Source organism: Streptomyces sp. NPDC034099, assembly GCF_055575415.1.
This window is the reverse complement of record NZ_JBVISR010000019.1, coordinates 21,484-37,880: the sequence shown is the minus strand read 5'-3', so window position 1 is coordinate 37,880 and position 16,397 is coordinate 21,484. Positions and strand designations below refer to the sequence as shown.

Below are 16,397 nucleotides of genomic sequence, written 5' to 3'. Positions count from 1 at the left end.
CCGCGCACCGGGACGATGGTTCCACCGGGTGGCACAGCCCACATCGCGGACAGAGCGGAACGGCCGGACAGTAGGACCATGCGAGTCTTCCGAGGACCGCGCCGGGCCCGGGAGCGAAGACCCGCCCGTATACCCGGCGCCGCCCGCATGCCGGCCGCGGCCCGGGTGCTGCTCGGCGCCCTGCCCGGCCTGGCCGCCGTCGCCGCGCTCTTCCTGTGCGCCGACGGCGTGGAACGGGCGGCCGACACGGGGGCGGCCCCGGCCGCCGCCACCGACCGGTACGCCGCGCCCCGCCCCGACATCGTGCCCAGGTCGGTCTGGCTGGGCGACGCCGCCCGCGCGCAGCCCGCCCCCCGCTACGACGACAAGGTGATCGCCGTCTTCGTCCACCACACGGACACGCCGAACGGCTACGACTGCGCGGACGTGCCGGCGATACTGCGCGGGGTGTACCAGGGCCAGACCGGCGCCCGGGACTGGGACGACATCGGCTACAACTTCGTCGTCGACCGCTGCGGCACCGTCTACGAGGGCCGGGCCGGCGGGATCGACCGGCCCGTCACCGGCGCCCACACCCAGGGCTTCAACCACCGCACCACCGGGATCGCCGCCCTCGGCACCTACACCGCCGGGGTGCCCGTGCCCCGCGAGCTGACCGACGCGATCGCCGCCGTGGCCGCCTGGAAGCTCGGCGAGACCGGCACCGACCCGCGCGCCGAGGTCGCCCTGGTCTCCAGCAACGGCCTCAGCCGCTACGCCTCGGGCGCCACCGCGACCCTGCCCGCTGTGGCGGGCCACGACGACGGCTACGCGACGACCTGTCCGGGCGCGGCCCTCGCCGCCCGCCTCGGTGACATCAGGGACACGGCGGCCCGCCTCCAGGGCCGGGTCTGACCGTCCCGGCGGGCGAGGCGCGTCACTCCGGTCCGAACCTCGCCCACAGGCGGGGCAGGCGCTCGGCCAGGGCCCGGTCGTCCTCCAGGTCGATCGGCGTGCCCAGCGGTTCGGCGGGCGCGGGGGCGATGCCCAGGTCCGGGGCCACCGTGCCGGTGAGCTGCTCGTAGGCCTCGTCGGCCGCGTAGCCCAGCTCCTCGCCGTCGCCGTCCAGCTCCTCGTCGAAGTCGTCCAGCGACTCGGCGAGCGAGTCGGGCTCGTGCACCGCGCCCTCGTACACCTCGCGCCCCTGGCCGATCAGCCAGCACCGGAAGAAGTCGAAGGCGTCGTCGCTGGCCCCGCCGAGCAGCACCCACGCGGCACCCCACAGGTCCCAGGTGCAGGCGCGGTTGTAACGGGCCTCGAAGTGGCGGGCGAAGTCGAGCACCAGGTCCGGGTCCATGTCGAGCAGCCGCTCCACGAGCAGGTCGGCCTGGTCCTCGGGATCGCCGTCGGCACGCTGCCGGGCCGAGTCGATCAGCTCCCAGAACTCCGTCTCGTCCATCACGGGTCCAGCATCGGCCCTGGGCGGGGGCGGCGCACGTGGAGTGCGGCGGATCGTTATGTGCGGATGGCCGCGGCGCCTGTGCGGATTCGGTGGGGGTGCGCGTAGCGCGGTGCGTCCGGTGGGGGGCCGGGGCCGCGCCGGGGGGTGTCCCCCCTACGTAGCTGCGGGCAGTCGTGCCTCCCCCCAGTGCCTGAACGGCCTGGGAGGTACCCCCAGGCGGCACGGGTGGGCGCAGCGGCAGCCGGCCGGCGCCGGGCTCGCGTCCCCACCACCCCGGCGCCCACCCCGGGCACCCGGAGGGCTCAGCCCCCGTACAACCCCGCCAACCGCCGCGCGTCCCGCGCGAACCGCTCCCGCAGGGCCGCCGGCGCCAGTACCTCCACCTCAGGACCGAGCCCCCTCAGCTGCGTGTGCGCGACGTCCTCCGACTCCACCGGCAGCGTCACCGTCACCCAGCCCTCCGCGTCCGGCGCCTCCGCGCCCTCCAGCGCCTCCCGGGCGGACAGCGCGTCGACGGCGTACGGCAGCGCGCGCACCCCCCGCTCCGACAGCCGCACCACGACCTCGGCCCGCAGGATCGAGCGCGCGAACTGCTCGGCCCGCTCCGCCCAGAACGCGGGCAGGTCGAAGCCGTCGTCCCGGGTGAAACGTTCCTCGCCCGCGTCCACCGCCGTGAACCGGTCGATGCGGTATACACGGAAGGGTCCGTCGCCCCCCGCCCCCGCGACCCGCGCGCACAGGTACCAGGTCCCGGCCTTCAGCACGAGGCCGTACGGCTCCAGGTCGCGGACGACCTCGTCCGTCCCGCGCCGGTAGCGCGCGGCGACGCGCCGGTCGTCCCAGACCGCGTCCGCCACCGCGGGCAGCAGCTCGGGTGTCTCCGGCTCGCGGAACCAGTTCGGCGCGTCCAGGTGGAAGCGCTGGGCCGCCGTACGGGAGGCGTCCCGCAGGGAGGGGAGCAGGGCCGCCGACACCTTCAGACGGGCCGCCGAGGCCGCGTCCTCCAGGCCCATCTCGCGCAGCGCCCCGGGCACCCCGGACAGGAACAGCGCCTCCGCCTCGCCCCGGGCCAGCCCGGTCAGGCGGGTGCGGTAGCCGCCGACCAGGCGGTAGCCGCCGGCCCGCCCGCGCTCCGCGTACACCGGCACGCCCGCCTCCGACAGCGCCTGCGCGTCCCGCGTCACGGTCCGCTCCGACACCTCCAGCTCCCGGGCCAGCTCGGCGGCGGTCATGGTCGGGCGGGACTGGAGGAGCAGCACCATCTTGATGAGGCGGGCAGCACGCATCCCCACATGATGCAGGAGAACGCCGGGAGGCCCCCGCCGCAGCGGAGGCCTCCCGTTGGTGACGCGTGACCTCTACAGGCCGTAGCGCTCGCGCGCCTCCTTCACGGCCGTCGCCTTGACCTCGCCGCGCTTGGCGAGCTGGGCCAGGGCCGCGACCACGATGGACTCGGCGTCCACGCCGAAGTGGCGGCGGGCGGCGTCGCGGGTGTCCGACAGACCGAAGCCGTCGGCACCGAGCGACGAGTAGTCCTGCTCGACCCACTGCGCGATCTGGTCCGGGACCTGGCGCATGTAGTCGGAGACCGCGAGGACCGGGCCCTCGGCGCCCTGGAGTGCCCGGCGGACGTACGGCACCCGCTCCTCGCCGCGCAGCAGCGCCGCGTCGGCGTCCATGGCGTCCCGGCGCAGCTCCGTCCAGGAGGTCGCGGACCACACGTCGGCGGCCACGCCCCAGTCCTCGGCGAGCAGCCGCTGCGCCTTGAGCGTCCAGTGGATCGCCGTGCCGGAGCCGAGCAGCTGGATGCGCGGGGCGTTGGCGGCCGGGGTCAGGCCCGCCGTCTCCGCCGTGTTGAAGCGGTACAGGCCCTTGACGATGCCCTCGTCGACGCCGGGCGCGGACGGCTTGGCCGGCTGCGGCATCGGCTCGTTGTAGACCGTCAGGTAGTAGAAGACGTTCGGGTCCTCGCCCGGGGCGGCCTCGCCGTACATGCGGCGCAGACCGTCCTTGACGATCGCGGCGATCTCGTACGCGAACGCCGGGTCGTAGGACAGCGCGGCCGGGTTGGTCGCCGCGATGGCCGGGGAGTGGCCGTCCGCGTGCTGCAGGCCCTCGCCGGTCAGCGTGGTGCGGCCCGCGGTGGCGCCGACCAGGAAACCGCGGCCGAGCTGGTCGCCGAGCTGCCACATCTGGTCGGCCGTGCGCTGCCAGCCGAACATCGAGTAGAAGATGTAGAACGGGATCATCGCCTCGCCGTGCGTCGCGTACGCGGTGGACGCGGCGATGAAGTCGGCCATCGAGCCGGCCTCGGTGATGCCCTCGTTGAGGATCTGGCCGTTCTTGGCTTCCTTGTAGTACATCAGCTGGTCGCGGTCGACCGGCTCGTACGTCTGGCCCTTGGGGGAGTAGATGCCCAGGGACGGGAAGAGGCTCTCCATGCCGAAGGTGCGGGCCTCGTCGGGGACGATCGGCACCCAGCGCTTGCCGGTCTCCTTGTCCCGGACCAGGTCCTTGACCAGGCGGACGAAGGCCATGGTGGTGGCCACGTTCTGCGAGCCGGAACCCTTGTCGAAGGACGCGAACGCCTTGTCGGCGGGCGCGGGCAGCGGCGCCAGCGGGTGCACGCGGCGGGCCGGGGCCGGACCGCCGAGGGCGGCGCGGCGCTCCTGGAGGTAGCGCACCTCGGGGGAGTCGGCGCCCGGGTGGCCGTAGGGGACCACGCCGTCGACGAAGTCGCTGTCCTTGATCGGCAGGCCGAGCAGGTCGCGCATGTCCTTGAACTCGTCCACCGAGAGCTTCTTCATCTGGTGGTTGGCGTTCTTGGACGCGAAGCCGCTGCCGAGGGTGTGGCCCTTGACCGTCTGGGCCAGGATCACGGTCGGCGCGCCCTTGTGGGCGAGCGCGGCGCGGTAGGCGGCGTAGACCTTGCGGGACTCGTGGCCGCCGCGCGAGTAGTGGAAACACTCGAGGATCTTGTCGTCGGACAGCAGCTTCGCCATCTCGACGAGCGCCGGGTCCTTGCCGAAGAAGTCCTCGCGGATGTAGGCGGCGTCCCGGGTCTGGTACGTCTGGACCTGGGCGTCCGGTACCTCGCGCAGCCGGCGTACGAGGGCGCCGGTGGTGTCGAGCTGGAACAGCTCGTCCCAGGCCGTGCCCCACAGCGACTTGACGACGTTCCAGCCGGCGCCGCGGAACTGGGCCTCCAGCTCCTGCACGATCTTGAAGTTGGCGCGGACCGGACCGTCGAGACGCTGCAGGTTGCAGTTGATGACGAAGGTCAGGTTGTCCAGGCCCTCGCGGGAGGCGAGGGTGAGCGCGGTGGTGGACTCCGGCTCGTCCATCTCGCCGTCACCGAGGAACGCCCACACGTGGGAGTTCGTCAGGTCCTTGATGCCGCGGCTGGTCAGGTAGCGGTTGAACCGCGCCTGGTAGATCGCCGAGATCGGGCCGAGGCCCATGGAGACGGTGGGGAACTCCCACAGCCAGGGCAGCCGGCGCGGGTGCGGGTAGGACGGCAGGCCGTTGCCCCCGGCCTCGCGGCGGAAGTTGTCGAGCTGCTCCTCGTTCAGGCGGCCGTCGAGGAAGGCCCGGGCGTAGATGCCGGGGGAGGCGTGGCCCTGGACGTAGAGCTGGTCGCCGGAGCCGTCACCCTCCTTGCCCTTGAAGAAGTGGTTGAAGCCGGTCTCGTAGAGCCAGGCCGCGGAGGCGAAGGTGGCGATGTGGCCGCCGACGCCGTACTTGCTGCCGCGGGTCACCATCGCCGCCGCATTCCAGCGGTTCCAGGCGGTGATCCGCTGCTCCAGCTCCTCGTCGCCGTCCACGGTGGGCTCGTCGGCGGTCGGGATGGAGTTGACGTAGTCGGTCTCCAGCAGCTTCGGCAGCGCCAGGCCCGCGCCCTCGGCGCGCTCCAGCGTGCGGCGCATCAGGTACGCGGCACGGTGCGGCCCGGCCGCCTGGGTGACGGCGTCCAGGGAGGCCTGCCACTCGGCGGTCTCCTCGGGGTCGCGGTCCGGGAGCTGGTCGAGCTCGCTCGGCTGGATGGCTTTGGGGTCGGTCGTCATGTCGCCGCCTTCCTCAGTCGAAGGGGGTTCCCTCATCGGCAAGGGTTCGGGGGTGCCCTAGGTCTTTGGCAGGACAGGGCTGAGGGCTTGGGTGCAAGCCCGTCTGTGACTGTAACTCCCTGATCGATGATCGATCAAAGGGTTGAGGGGCAAAAACTCTTGATCACGAGAAAGTCGGCACGGGGTGCCTCCGGCGGTGGCACGGGGTGACCTTGGAGTGGGGGGTTTGTGCAGGTGAGAGGGGGCGGGCGCGGATGAGCCCGGGGGGTTCGGCGGTACGGCTTCCGCGGGTGCGTCGTGGTTGCTCGCGCAGTTCCCCGCGCCCCTGGACGGCTGCGCCGTCCTTCAGAGGCGGCGGGGCGAGGAACTCAGGCGCGGGGGGCGCAGCCCAGGACGTGGGACTTGACGATCTCCGGGATGCGGGGGTCGCGGCGGCGGAAGGCCGCGACCAGCTCCTCGTGCTCCTCGGCGTACGACTGCTGCACCGTCCCCAGCCACCGTATCGACAGCGCCGTGAACACCTCGATCCCCAGCCCCTCCCACGTGTGCAGCAGCACCGAGTTGCCCGCCGCCCGCACCAGCTCCCGGTGGAAGCCCACCGTGTGCCGCACCTGGCCCGTGCCGTCGGAGACCCGGTCGGCTTCGTACAACGCGGCGACGTGCGGCTCCAGGGCCGAGCAGTCCAGGGCCAGCCGGTCCGCCGCCAGCTCGGCCGCGATCGCCTCCAGGCCGGCCCGGACCGGGTAGCTCTCCTCCAGGTCGGCGGCGGTCAGGTTGCGCACCCGCACGCCCTTGTTCGGCGCCGACTCGATCAGCCGCAGCGACTCCAGCTCCCGCAGCGCCTCCCGCACCGGCGTCTGGCTGACCTCCAGCTCGGTCGCGATCCGGCGCTCCACGATCCGCTCGCCCGGCTGCCAGCGTCCGCTGATGATCCCTTCCAGGATGTGCTCGCGGATCTGTTCGCGCAGCGAGTGGACGACGGGCGCGGTCATGAGGGCTCCTTCGGGAGGGTCCCCTTCGGACCCTGGGGCGACTGACGTGGAGAAACAATACGGCCGTCACGGTGGGCGGGAAGGGCGCACGGGGGCGCTTTGACGCAGGTGAGACGAGACTTACACAGCGTGCCCCGCCCGGAACACGGTGATGCCCCCGCCCGGAAGGTTCCGGGCGGGGGCATCACAGGGGCCCACTGGCGGGGGGAGACTACAGGCCGAGCTCGACCTCGAACTCGCCCGCCTCCAGGATCGCCTTGACCGCCGTCAGGTAGCGGGCGGCGTCGGCGCCGTCCACCAGACGGTGGTCGTAGGACAGGGTCAGGTACGTCATGTCGCGGACGCCGATGACCGGACCGTCCTCCGTCTCGATGACGGCCGGACGCTTGACCGTGGCACCGATGCCGAGGATGGCGACCTGGCCCGGCGGCACGATGATCGTGTCGAACAGCGCACCGCGCGAACCGGTGTTGCTGATGGTGAAGGTCGCACCGGCCAGCTCGTCCGGGCTGATCTTGCTGGCCCGGACCTTGCCCGCCAGGTCGGCGGTCGCCTTGGCGATGCCGGCCAGGTTCAGGTCGCCGGCGTTCTTGATGACCGGGGTCATCAGGCCCTTCTCGGAGTCCACCGCGATACCGATGTTCTCGGTGTCGAAGTAGGTGATGGTCCCCTCGGCCTCGTTGATCTTGGCGTTGACCGGCGCGTGCGCCTTCAGCGCCTGGGCCGCGGCCTTGACGAAGAACGGCATCGGCGAGAGCTTGACGCCCTCACGCGCCGCGAACGCGTCCTTGGCACGGGCGCGCAGCTTCATCAGACGGGTGACGTCGACCTCGACGACCGACGAGAGCTGGGCCTGCTCGTGCAGCGCCTTGACCATGTTGTCGCCGATGACCTTGCGGATGCGCGGCATCTTGACGGTCTGGCCCCGCAGCGGGGAGGCCTCCAGGGTGGGGGCCTTCTTCGCGGCGGGCGCGGCGGCAGCGGCGGCCGGGGCCGGAGCGGCGGCCTTCGCTGCCTCGGCGGCGGCGATGACGTCCTGCTTGCGGATACGGCCGCCGACGCCGGTGCCCTTGACGCTGGACAGGTCGACGCCGTTCTCGGCGGCGAGCTTGCGCACCAGCGGGGTGACGTAGGCACCGTCGTCCACCGGCTGGGCGGCGGCCGGGGCAGCCGGAGCGGCGGCCTGGGCCGGCGCGGGCGCCGGGGCGGCGGGCTGCGGGGCGGGAGCCGGCGGCGCCTGCGGGGCAGGGGCCGGGGCGGCCGGAGCCTGGGCCGGAGCAGCCTGCGCGGGAGCCGGGGCTGCCGGAGCCGGAGCCGGGGTGGGCTCGGGCTGGGCCGGGGCGGCCGGGGCCTCCTGGGCCGGGGCGGCCGCCGGGGCGGCACCCGCGGCGCCGATGACGGCGAGCTTGGCGCCGACCTCGGCGGTCTCGTCCTCGCCGACCACGATCTCCAGCAGGGTGCCGGAGGCGGGGGCCGGGATCTCGGTGTCGACCTTGTCCGTCGAGACCTCGAGCAGCGGCTCGTCCTCCTCGACGCTGTCACCGACCGACTTCAGCCAGCGGGTGACGGTGCCCTCGGTGACGGACTCGCCGAGCGCGGGCAGGACCACGTCGGTGCCCTCGGCGGAGCCGCCGCCGGTGGACTGCTCGGCGCTCGGAGCGGGCGCCGGGGCGGCCTGCTCGGTGGACGGGGCGGCAGCCGCGGGCTCGGGAGCGGGCTCGGCGGCCTGCTCGGCCTGCGGGGCCTGCTCGGCGGCCGGGGCACCGCTGCCGTCGTCGATCAGCGCCAGCTCGGCGCCGACCTCGACGGTCTCGTCCTCGGCGACCTTGATGGAGGACAGCACGCCCGAGGCGGGGGCCGGGATCTCGGTGTCGACCTTGTCCGTCGAGACCTCGAGCAACGGCTCGTCGGCCTCGACGCGCTCACCCTCGGCCTTCAGCCAGCGGGTGACGGTGCCCTCGGTGACGCTCTCGCCGAGCGCCGGAAGGGTTACGGAAACCGCCATGGTTTCGGTTGCTCCTTACGAATTGCGGAAGTCTGTGTCGTCGCGCCCGAAGACCGAAGCGGTCAGTCGTGCATGTGGAGCGGCTTGCCGGCCAGCGCCAGGTGGGCCTCGCCGAGCGCCTCGTTCTGCGTCGGGTGGGCGTGGATGAGCTGGGCCACCTCGGCCGGCAGCGCCTCCCAGTTGTAGATCAGCTGCGCCTCGCCGACCTGCTCGCCCATACGGTCGCCGACCATGTGGACGCCGACCACGGCCCCGTCCTTGACCTGGACCAGCTTGATCTCGCCCGCGGTCTTCAGGATGCGGCTCTTGCCGTTGCCGCCCAGGGGGAACTTGATGGAGACGACCTTGTCCGCGCCGTAGACCTCCTTCGCCTTGGCCTCGGTGAGACCGACGGAGGCGACCTCCGGGTGGCAGTACGTCACCCGCGGCACGCCGTCGTAGTCGACCGGCACGGTCTTCAGGCCGGCGAGCCGCTCCGCCACCAGGATGCCCTCGGCGAAGCCGACGTGCGCGAGCTGGAGGGTGGGAACGAGGTCACCGACGGCGGAGATGGTCGGGACGTTGGTCCGCATGTACTCGTCGACGAGGACGAAGCCGCGGTCCATCGCGACGCCGTTCTCCTCGTAGCCCAGGCCCTGCGAGACCGGACCGCGGCCGATGGCGACGAGCAGGACCTCGGCCTCGAACTCCTTGCCGTCGGCGAGGGTGACCTTGACGCCGTCCTGGGTGTACTCGGCCTTCTGGAAGAAGGTGCCCAGGTTGAACTTGATGCCCCGCTTGCGGAAGGCGCGCTCCAGGAGCTTGGAGCTGTTCTCGTCCTCGACCGGGACCAGGTGCTTGAGGCCCTCGATGACCGTGACCTCGGAACCGAAGGACTTCCACGCGGAGGCGAACTCGACGCCGATGACGCCGCCGCCCAGCACGATCGCGGACTTCGGCACGCGGTCGAGCGTGAGGGCGTGGTCCGAGGAGATGATCCGGTCGCCGTCGATCTCCAGGCCCGGCAGGGTCTTCGGCACGGAGCCGGTCGCCAGCAGGACGTGGCGGCCCTGGACACGCTGGCCGTTGACGTCGACGGAGGTGGGGGAGGAGAGCCGGCCCTCACCCTCGATGTAGGTGATCTTGCGGGAGGCGACCAGACCCTGCAGACCCTTGTACAGGCCGGCGATCACCTCGTCCTTGTACTTGTGCACGCCGGCCATGTCGACGCCCTCGAAGGACGTCTTGACGCCGAACTGCTCGCTCTCGCGGGACTGGTCGGCGACCTCGCCCGCGTGGAGCAGGGCCTTGGTGGGAATACAGCCGTTGTGCAGGCAGGTGCCGCCAAGCTTGTTCTTCTCGATCAGGGCGACGTCCAGGCCCAGCTGCGCCCCGCGCAGGGCCGCGGCGTAACCACCGCTACCACCGCCGAGGATCACTAGGTCGAAAACGGTGCTGGCGTCGTTCGCCACGTCACGTCCTCCATGCATGTGCGCCACGCCGGTCTCCAGTGACCGGTCGGCGGCTGGTGTCCGGCCGCTCATTGTTCTCGGCCCTTGGGTGGGCCCTGTCCTGCCGGGCTCCATCTTCGCACTTGTGAGAGGCGAACGAGACGTGGGGCCGGGGTGTGAGACGCCCCACGTTCATGTGAGCGGCATTGTCCTGCGGCTCCGCCGCGTGGGCGCGACGGTCTGCGGTTCTTCTTGGCCGACGCGGCAACAGCCGGCCAAGGGGCGCGGGGCTGTGTCGATCTGCGGCTCCGCCGCGTGGGCGCGACGGTCTGCGGTTCTTCTTGGCCGACGCGGCAACAGCCGCCGCCAAGGGGCGCGGGGCTGTGTCGATCTGCGGCTCCGCCGCGTGGGCGCGACGGTCTGCGGTTCTTCTTGGCCGACGCGGCAACAGCCGCCGCCAAGGGGCGCGGGGCTGTGTCGATCTGCGGCTCCGCCGCGTGGGCGCGACGGTCTGCGGTTCTTCTTCGCCGACGCGGCAACAGCCGCCGCCAAGGGGCGCGGGGAACTGCGCGACGAGCCACGACGGGCCCGCAGCCGCACAACCACCCGCACCCCCCGAGTTCTCAGGCGTACGTCAGCCGAGATCGCCGAGGGCAACCCGCTCGGCGACCCGCACCAGCGTCCGCACCGCCGTCCCCGTGCCGCCCTTCGGCGTGTACCCGAACGGCCCGCCCTCGTTGAAGGCCGGACCCGCGATGTCCAGGTGCGCCCATGTGATGCCCTCGCCGACGAACTCCCGCAGGAACAGACCGGCCACCAGACCGCCGCCCATCCGCTCACCCATGTTCGCGATGTCCGCGGTCGGCGAGTCCATGCCCTTGCGCAGGTGCTCCGGCAGCGGCATCGGCCACGCCGGCTCGCCGGACTCCTCCGCCGCCTCGTGCACCGCGGAGCGGAACGCGTCGTCGTTCGCCATGATCCCGTACGTACGGCTGCCCAGCGCGAGCATCATCGCGCCGGTCAGGGTCGCCACGTCGATGATCGCGTCCGGCTTCTCCTGCGAGGCCGCCCACAGCGCGTCGGCGAGCACGAGCCGGCCCTCGGCGTCGGTGTTGAGCACCTCCACCGTCTTGCCGCTGTACATCCGCAGCACGTCACCCGGGCGGGTGGCGGAGCCGGACGGCATGTTCTCGGCCAGCGCCAGCCAGCCGGTCACGTTGACCTCCAGGCCGAGCCGCGCGGCGGCGACGACCGCGGCGAACACGGCGGCGGCACCGGCCATGTCGCACTTCATCGTCTCGTTGTGCCCGGCCGGCTTCAGCGAGATGCCGCCCGAGTCGTAGGTGATGCCCTTGCCGACGAAGGCGAGGGACTTCTTCGCCTTGGGCGAGGTGTACGACAGCTTCACCAGCCGCGGACCCGACGCCGAACCGGCGCCGACGCCGAGGATGCCGCCGTAGCCGCCCTTGACGAGCGCCTTCTCGTCGAGCACCTGCACCTTGATGCCGTGCTCCTTGGCGGCCGCCTGCGCCACCGCCGCGAAGGCCTCCGGGTTGAGGTCGTTCGGCGGGGTGTTGACCAGGTCGCGGGCGCGGTTCAGCTCCTCGGCGACGGCCGTGGCACGCTCGATCGCCGCCTTGTACGCCTTGTCGCGGGGCTTGCCGCCGAGCAGCGCGGCCTCCGCCAGGGGAGCCTTGCCGTTGCCCTTCGCCCGGGCGCCCTTGGCGTCCTTGGCGGACTCCTTGTACGCGTCGAAGGAGTACGCGCCGAGCAGCACGCCCTCGGCGACGAAACCGGCGTCGGCGGGCTCGGCGAGCGGCAGGGCGAAGGCGGCCTTCTTGGCGCCGGCCAGCGCACGGGCGGCCGCACCGGCGGCCCGGCGCAGCGCCTCGGGGTCGAAACCGGCGTCCTTCTCGGGCTCGGCACCGAGGCCCACCGCCACCACGACGGGCGCCTTGAAACCGGCCGGAGCGGGCAGCTTCGTCACCTCGCCCTCGGCGCCCGAGGCACCGAGGGTCTCCAGGACGCCGGCGAGCCGGCCGTCGTACGCCTTGTCCACGGCCTCGGCGCCCGGGGCGACGGACGGGCCGCCTGCGCCCTTGGCGACGCCGATCACGATCGCGTCGGCCCGGAGGCCGGGCGCCGCGGCGGTGGAGAGAGTGAGAGCAGTCACGGTGGTGAAATCTCGCTTCCGTATGAAGTCTGGTGTGGCCGAATGCGGGTGGGTCGACCGGGCCCGACATCCGACCCTAGATCCCTCCTGCGATGCGGTCCTCGCCTGGGCAGGCGAACACCCGGCACGAGCCTACGCTCGCGCCCCGCCGGGCTCCCTCCCGCGGGGCCGCGGTTTCCCCGCGGCTGTGCGGATGGGAGATCATTCCGGAGGTATGCCGCACATCCCTCCCGCACCCTGGAGCACTTCCCGTGAGACGCCCGGTCCTGTCGACAGCCCTCCTCCTGCTGCTCCTGGCGGGCTGCACGTCGGCCCCCGGCGGCGACGACGGCGAGGCCGCCGACCGCTGGCGTCCGACGCCCGGCACCGACTGGCAGTGGCAGCTCAGCGGCAAGCTCGACACGTCCGTCGACGTACCGGTCTACGACATCGACGGCTTCGACCACGGCAAGGCCACCGTCGCCGGGCTGCACGAGGACGGCCGCAAGGTCATCTGCTACGTCTCCACCGGCGCCTGGGAGGACTTCCGGCCCGACGCGGACAAGTTCCCGGCGGCGGTGCTGGGCAAGGGCAACGGCTGGGAGGGCGAGCGGTGGCTGGACATCCGCGCGACGGACGTCCTGGAGCCGCTGATGGCCGAACGCCTCGACATGTGCCGCGAGAAGGGCTTCGACGCGGTCGAACCCGACAACATGGACGGCTACAAGAACGAGACCGGCTTCCCGCTCACCGGCGAGGACCAGCTCCGCTACAACCGGCTGATCGCCAAGCTCGCCCACGAGCGCGGGATGGCCGTCGGCCTGAAGAACGACCTGGACCAGATCCCGGAACTGGTGGACGACTTCGACTTCGCCGTCAACGAACAGTGCGCCCAGTACGGCGAGTGCGCCGACAACCAGCCGTTCGTCGACGCGGACAAGGCGGTCTTCCACGTCGAGTACGAGCTGCCGACGGAACGCTTCTGCGTCGACTCCCGGGAGCTGCGGCTCAGTTCGATGCTGAAGAGGTACGAGCTGGACGCGTGGCGCGAGGCGTGCTGAGCCCGCGGCTCAACCGAGGACGAGGACCACGAGGGCGGTCGTGGCCGCCGTCTCCGCGACGCCGCCGAAGACGTCGCCGGTGACGCCGCCGAAGCGGCGGACGCAGTGGCGCAGCAGGAGTTCGGCCGCCACGGCGGCGCACACCACGGCGAGTGCCGTGCGCAGTGCGTCGTACGGGCCCAGGTACGCGCCCGCCGTCGCGCCGGCGGCGAGGGTGACGACCGCCGCCGCGGCCAGCGCCCCGCCGGCCGGGACCACCCCGGCGACCGCCGCGCCCAGGCCCTCCGGACGGGCGGCGGGCACCCCGGTCCGGGCCGCCGTCGTGAGCGCCAGCCGGGCGGCGGTCGCCGAGACCACGGCGGCGAGCGCGCCCCGGGCCCACGAGCCGTCGTAGGCCTGGGCGAGGGCGGCCACCTGGGCGAGCAGGGTGAACAGCAGGGTGAGCACGCCGAACGGTCCGATGTCCGACTGCTTCATGATCCGCAGGGCGTCCTCGGCGGGCTTGCCGCTGCCCAGTCCGTCGGCGGTGTCGGCCAGCCCGTCCAGGTGCAGTCCGCGGGTGAGCACGGCGGGGACGGCGGCCGTGGCGACCGCCGCGAGCAGGTGTCCCGCGCCCAGGAGCAGCAGCAGGAGCCCGGTGCCCGCGGCGGCGACACCGACGGCCAGTCCGGCCAGCGGGGCCCACAGCATGCCGCCGCGCGCGGCGTCCCGGTCCCAGCGGGTGACGTTGACCGGGAGCACGGTGAGGGTGCCGAAGGCGAAACGGAGGCCGTCGGGGGAGGGAGTCCTGAGCACCGGCGCAGACTACCCGGCGGTCGGAGGGGCGTTGACCGGCCTCGGGATGCTGCGTCATCCGGGGGACAACCCCCGGACCACCGGCCGGAACAGCGCGAGCGGCACGACCACGGCTGACGTATCGCCGTAACGTGCGCATATGGGAGATTGGTGGCAGCGCAACATCGTGGAACCGGGCAAGCTGCCGCTGCTCCTCGCGCTGGCGGCGTTCGTGCTGACGTTCGTGGTCACCCGGGTGATCACGCGACTGATCCGGGCGGGCAAGGGGCCCTTCGGGAACGTCAAGGCGGGCGGGGTGCACATCCACCACGTGGTCCCGGGGATCGTGCTCACCGTCATCGGCGGGTTCGGCGCGGTCGCGGGGGGCCGGCACGGGTTCGGGTCGGCGTTCGCGGCGGTGGTCTTCGGGATCGGGGCGGGGCTCGTGCTGGACGAGTTCGCGCTGATCCTGCACCTCGACGACGTGTACTGGACCGAGGCGGGGCGCAAGAGCGTGGAGGTCGTGGTGCTCACCGCGGCCCTGGTCGGGCTGGTCCTCGCGGGGTTCACGCCGTTCGGTGTCGACGGGATGTCCCAGGACGAGTTGCAGGACCGCGCGAATGTCATCGCGACCGTCGCGGGGAACTTCTTCTTCTCCCTCCTCGCCCTGGCCAAGGGCAAGGCACGGCTGGCGATCTTCGGGGTCATCGTGCCGGTGATCGCCCCGATCGGCGCGGTCCGCCTGGCCCGGCCGGGCTCCCCGTGGGCCCGCCGCTTCTACGCCCGCCGCCCGCGCGCCCGGGCACGGGCCCGGCTGCGCGCCTACCACCACGACCGCCGCTGGTCCGGCCCACGCCGCGTCGTCCAGGACTGGATCGGCGGCCGCCCGGACCCACGGTGAGGGTGCCTGCGGCGCCTGTGCGGGTTCGGTGGGGGTGCGCGCAGCACCTTGGGTTCGGTGGGTGGGTCGGGGCCGCGCCGGGGGGTGTCCGTCCTCGGAACGGCGCGGAATCGGTCACTTGAAGAGGTGCGGGGCGTTGACGCGCCAACCGCTGCGGGCGGACACCCCCCCCCCGACACGGCCCCTTCCCGCCGTGCGCGCCTGCGGCTCGCCATCCCTCCGGGGCCCCCGCCCCGCCGTACGCGGCTCTCCCGCCCCAGCTGCGGGCAGTCGTGCCTCCCCCAGTGCCTGAACGGCCTGGGAGGTACCCCCAGGCGGCACGGGTGGGCGGTGGGGGTACCTCCCGCTCGAGCGAAGCCGAGAGTGGGGGAGGCACTCGGCCAGCGCCGGTCAGCGTCCCCCACTCCGCGGCCCACACCCGCGCCGGGTGACCAAGGAACCCCGCACCACGGCACCGCGTTCACTCGCCCCCGGTCGCGGCCTCACCGTCGGAGATTTCCGGCAGTTCCGCCGCCAGCGACGCCGCGGCCTGGACCAGGGGCAGCGCCAGCAGTCCACCCGCGCCCTCGCCCACCTTCACGCCCTGGGACAGCAGCGGCTCCATGGCCATCCGGTCCAGCGCCTTGGCCTGCCCCGGCTCCCCGCTGTCGTGCGCGGCCAGCCACCAGTCCGGCGCCCGGAAGGCGACCCGCTGCCCGACCAGCGCGCACGCCGCCGTCACGACGCCGTCCAGGATCACCGGCATCTTCCGCACCGCGCTCTGCAGCAGGAAGCCCGTCATGGCGGTGAGGTCCGCGCCGCCGACCGTGGCGAGGAGTTGCAACTGGTCGCCGAGGACGGGCCGCGCGCGGCGCAGCGCGTCACGGATCGCCGCGCACTTGCGCATCCAGGCCAGGTCGTCGATCGGCAGCCCGCCCCGGCCGGTGACGACCGACGCGTCCGTCCCGCACAGCGCCGCGACCAGCACGCCCGCCGCGGTCGTACCGCCCACGCTCACATCGCCGAGCACCACCAGATCCGTGCCCGAGTCGGCCTCCTCGTCGGCCACCGCCATCCCCGCCCGGAAGGCCGCCTCCGCCTCCTCGGGGGTCAGCGCGTCCTCGATGTCGATGCGGCCGCCACCGCGCCGCACCCGGTGTCCCGCCACCTCGGCCGGCAGCGTCTCCGGGTCGCAGTCCAGGGCCAGGTCGACGACGCGCACGGGCACGTCCAGACGCCTGGCGAGCACCGACACCGGCCGGCCCCCCTCCAGCACCTCGCGCACCAGCTCACCGCCACCGCCCGCGGGCCGCGCCGACACGCCCAGCTCGGCCACCTTGTGGTCACCGGCGAACAGCACCACCCGGGGGCGTACGACGGGGCGCACCGGTACGGCGGACTGGGCCGCCGACAGCCACTCGCCCAGGCCGTCGAGGCGGCCCAGCGATCCGGGCGGAACGACCTGACGCTCCCGGCGCGCCTCGGCGTCGCGGCGTACCCCGCCGTCGGGGCGCTCGATCAGGTCGGTGAAGTCGTCGAGATTCAGCGAGCTCATTCGCCGAACAGTACCGGCCCCGGTCGAACGCCAAGGAGGGCCC

Annotated in this window: 12 protein-coding genes; 3 read left to right on the top strand and 9 right to left on the bottom strand. The window is 73.0% G+C overall.

All coding sequences use genetic code 11. The features are described 5' to 3' along the window. Positions 1-147 precede the first annotated feature (147 nt). Positions 148-894 carry a peptidoglycan recognition protein family protein gene (locus tag ACZ56V_RS35625; protein ID WP_468947827.1) on the top strand — a complete coding sequence of 249 codons (747 nt, stop codon included), beginning with the start codon at positions 148-150 and terminating at the stop codon, positions 892-894. Positions 895-916: 22 nt separating this feature from the next. Here the strand turns inward: ACZ56V_RS35625 and ACZ56V_RS35620 are convergent, their stop codons facing one another. From ACZ56V_RS35620 to ACZ56V_RS35590, 7 genes are all read right to left on the bottom strand, one after another. After that, on the bottom strand, positions 917-1,438 hold the full coding sequence (locus ACZ56V_RS35620) for a DUF4240 domain-containing protein (protein WP_398914281.1): 522 nt from the start codon (positions 1,436-1,438) through the stop codon (positions 917-919). Positions 1,439-1,743: 305 nt separating this feature from the next. Then, on the bottom strand, positions 1,744-2,727 hold the full coding sequence (locus ACZ56V_RS35615) for a helix-turn-helix transcriptional regulator (RefSeq protein WP_398913903.1): 984 nt from the start codon (positions 2,725-2,727) through the stop codon (positions 1,744-1,746). 72 nt (positions 2,728-2,799) lie between these two features. After that, positions 2,800-5,505 carry a pyruvate dehydrogenase (acetyl-transferring), homodimeric type gene (gene aceE, locus ACZ56V_RS35610; protein ID WP_398913901.1) on the bottom strand — a complete coding sequence of 902 codons (2,706 nt, stop codon included), beginning with the start codon at positions 5,503-5,505 and terminating at the stop codon, positions 2,800-2,802. Positions 5,506-5,873: 368 nt separating this feature from the next. Next, entirely contained in the window at positions 5,874-6,497 is a 624-nt protein-coding gene (locus ACZ56V_RS35605; RefSeq protein ID WP_052839895.1) for a GntR family transcriptional regulator, read from the bottom strand. A gap of 211 nt (positions 6,498-6,708) precedes the next feature. Next, positions 6,709-8,502 (bottom strand): 2-oxoglutarate dehydrogenase, E2 component, dihydrolipoamide succinyltransferase, encoded by a 1,794-nt coding sequence (gene sucB, locus ACZ56V_RS35600; RefSeq protein ID WP_467383287.1) that lies wholly within the window; start codon positions 8,500-8,502, stop codon positions 6,709-6,711. A 62-nt stretch (positions 8,503-8,564) separates the two neighbouring features. Beyond that, complete coding sequence (gene lpdA, locus ACZ56V_RS35595; protein WP_356372559.1) at positions 8,565-9,953, bottom strand: dihydrolipoyl dehydrogenase; 1,389 nt, start codon at positions 9,951-9,953, stop codon at positions 8,565-8,567. A 613-nt stretch (positions 9,954-10,566) separates the two neighbouring features. Next, positions 10,567-12,105 (bottom strand): leucyl aminopeptidase, encoded by a 1,539-nt coding sequence (locus ACZ56V_RS35590; RefSeq protein ID WP_398913897.1) that lies wholly within the window; start codon positions 12,103-12,105, stop codon positions 10,567-10,569. A gap of 251 nt (positions 12,106-12,356) precedes the next feature. On the opposite strand from ACZ56V_RS35590, the gene ACZ56V_RS35585 reads away from it, so the two are divergent. After that, the gene (locus tag ACZ56V_RS35585; RefSeq protein WP_468947770.1) at positions 12,357-13,145 is read left to right on the top strand and encodes an endo alpha-1,4 polygalactosaminidase; all 789 of its coding nucleotides are present in this window, start codon (positions 12,357-12,359) and stop codon (positions 13,143-13,145) included. Positions 13,146-13,154: 9 nt separating this feature from the next. On the opposite strand, the gene ACZ56V_RS35580 is transcribed toward ACZ56V_RS35585, so the two are convergent. Then, positions 13,155-13,940 carry an adenosylcobinamide-GDP ribazoletransferase gene (locus ACZ56V_RS35580; protein WP_467383291.1) on the bottom strand — a complete coding sequence of 262 codons (786 nt, stop codon included), beginning with the start codon at positions 13,938-13,940 and terminating at the stop codon, positions 13,155-13,157. Between the two features lie 139 nt (positions 13,941-14,079). Between ACZ56V_RS35580 and ACZ56V_RS35575 the strand changes: the two genes are divergently transcribed. Beyond that, the gene (locus ACZ56V_RS35575; protein ID WP_468947768.1) at positions 14,080-14,820 is read left to right on the top strand and encodes a hypothetical protein; all 741 of its coding nucleotides are present in this window, start codon (positions 14,080-14,082) and stop codon (positions 14,818-14,820) included. Between the two features lie 460 nt (positions 14,821-15,280). Here the strand turns inward: ACZ56V_RS35575 and cobT are convergent, their stop codons facing one another. Next, entirely contained in the window at positions 15,281-16,354 is a 1,074-nt protein-coding gene (gene cobT, locus ACZ56V_RS35570; RefSeq protein ID WP_468947766.1) for a nicotinate-nucleotide--dimethylbenzimidazole phosphoribosyltransferase, read from the bottom strand. Between the last annotated feature and the right edge of the window lie 43 nt (positions 16,355-16,397).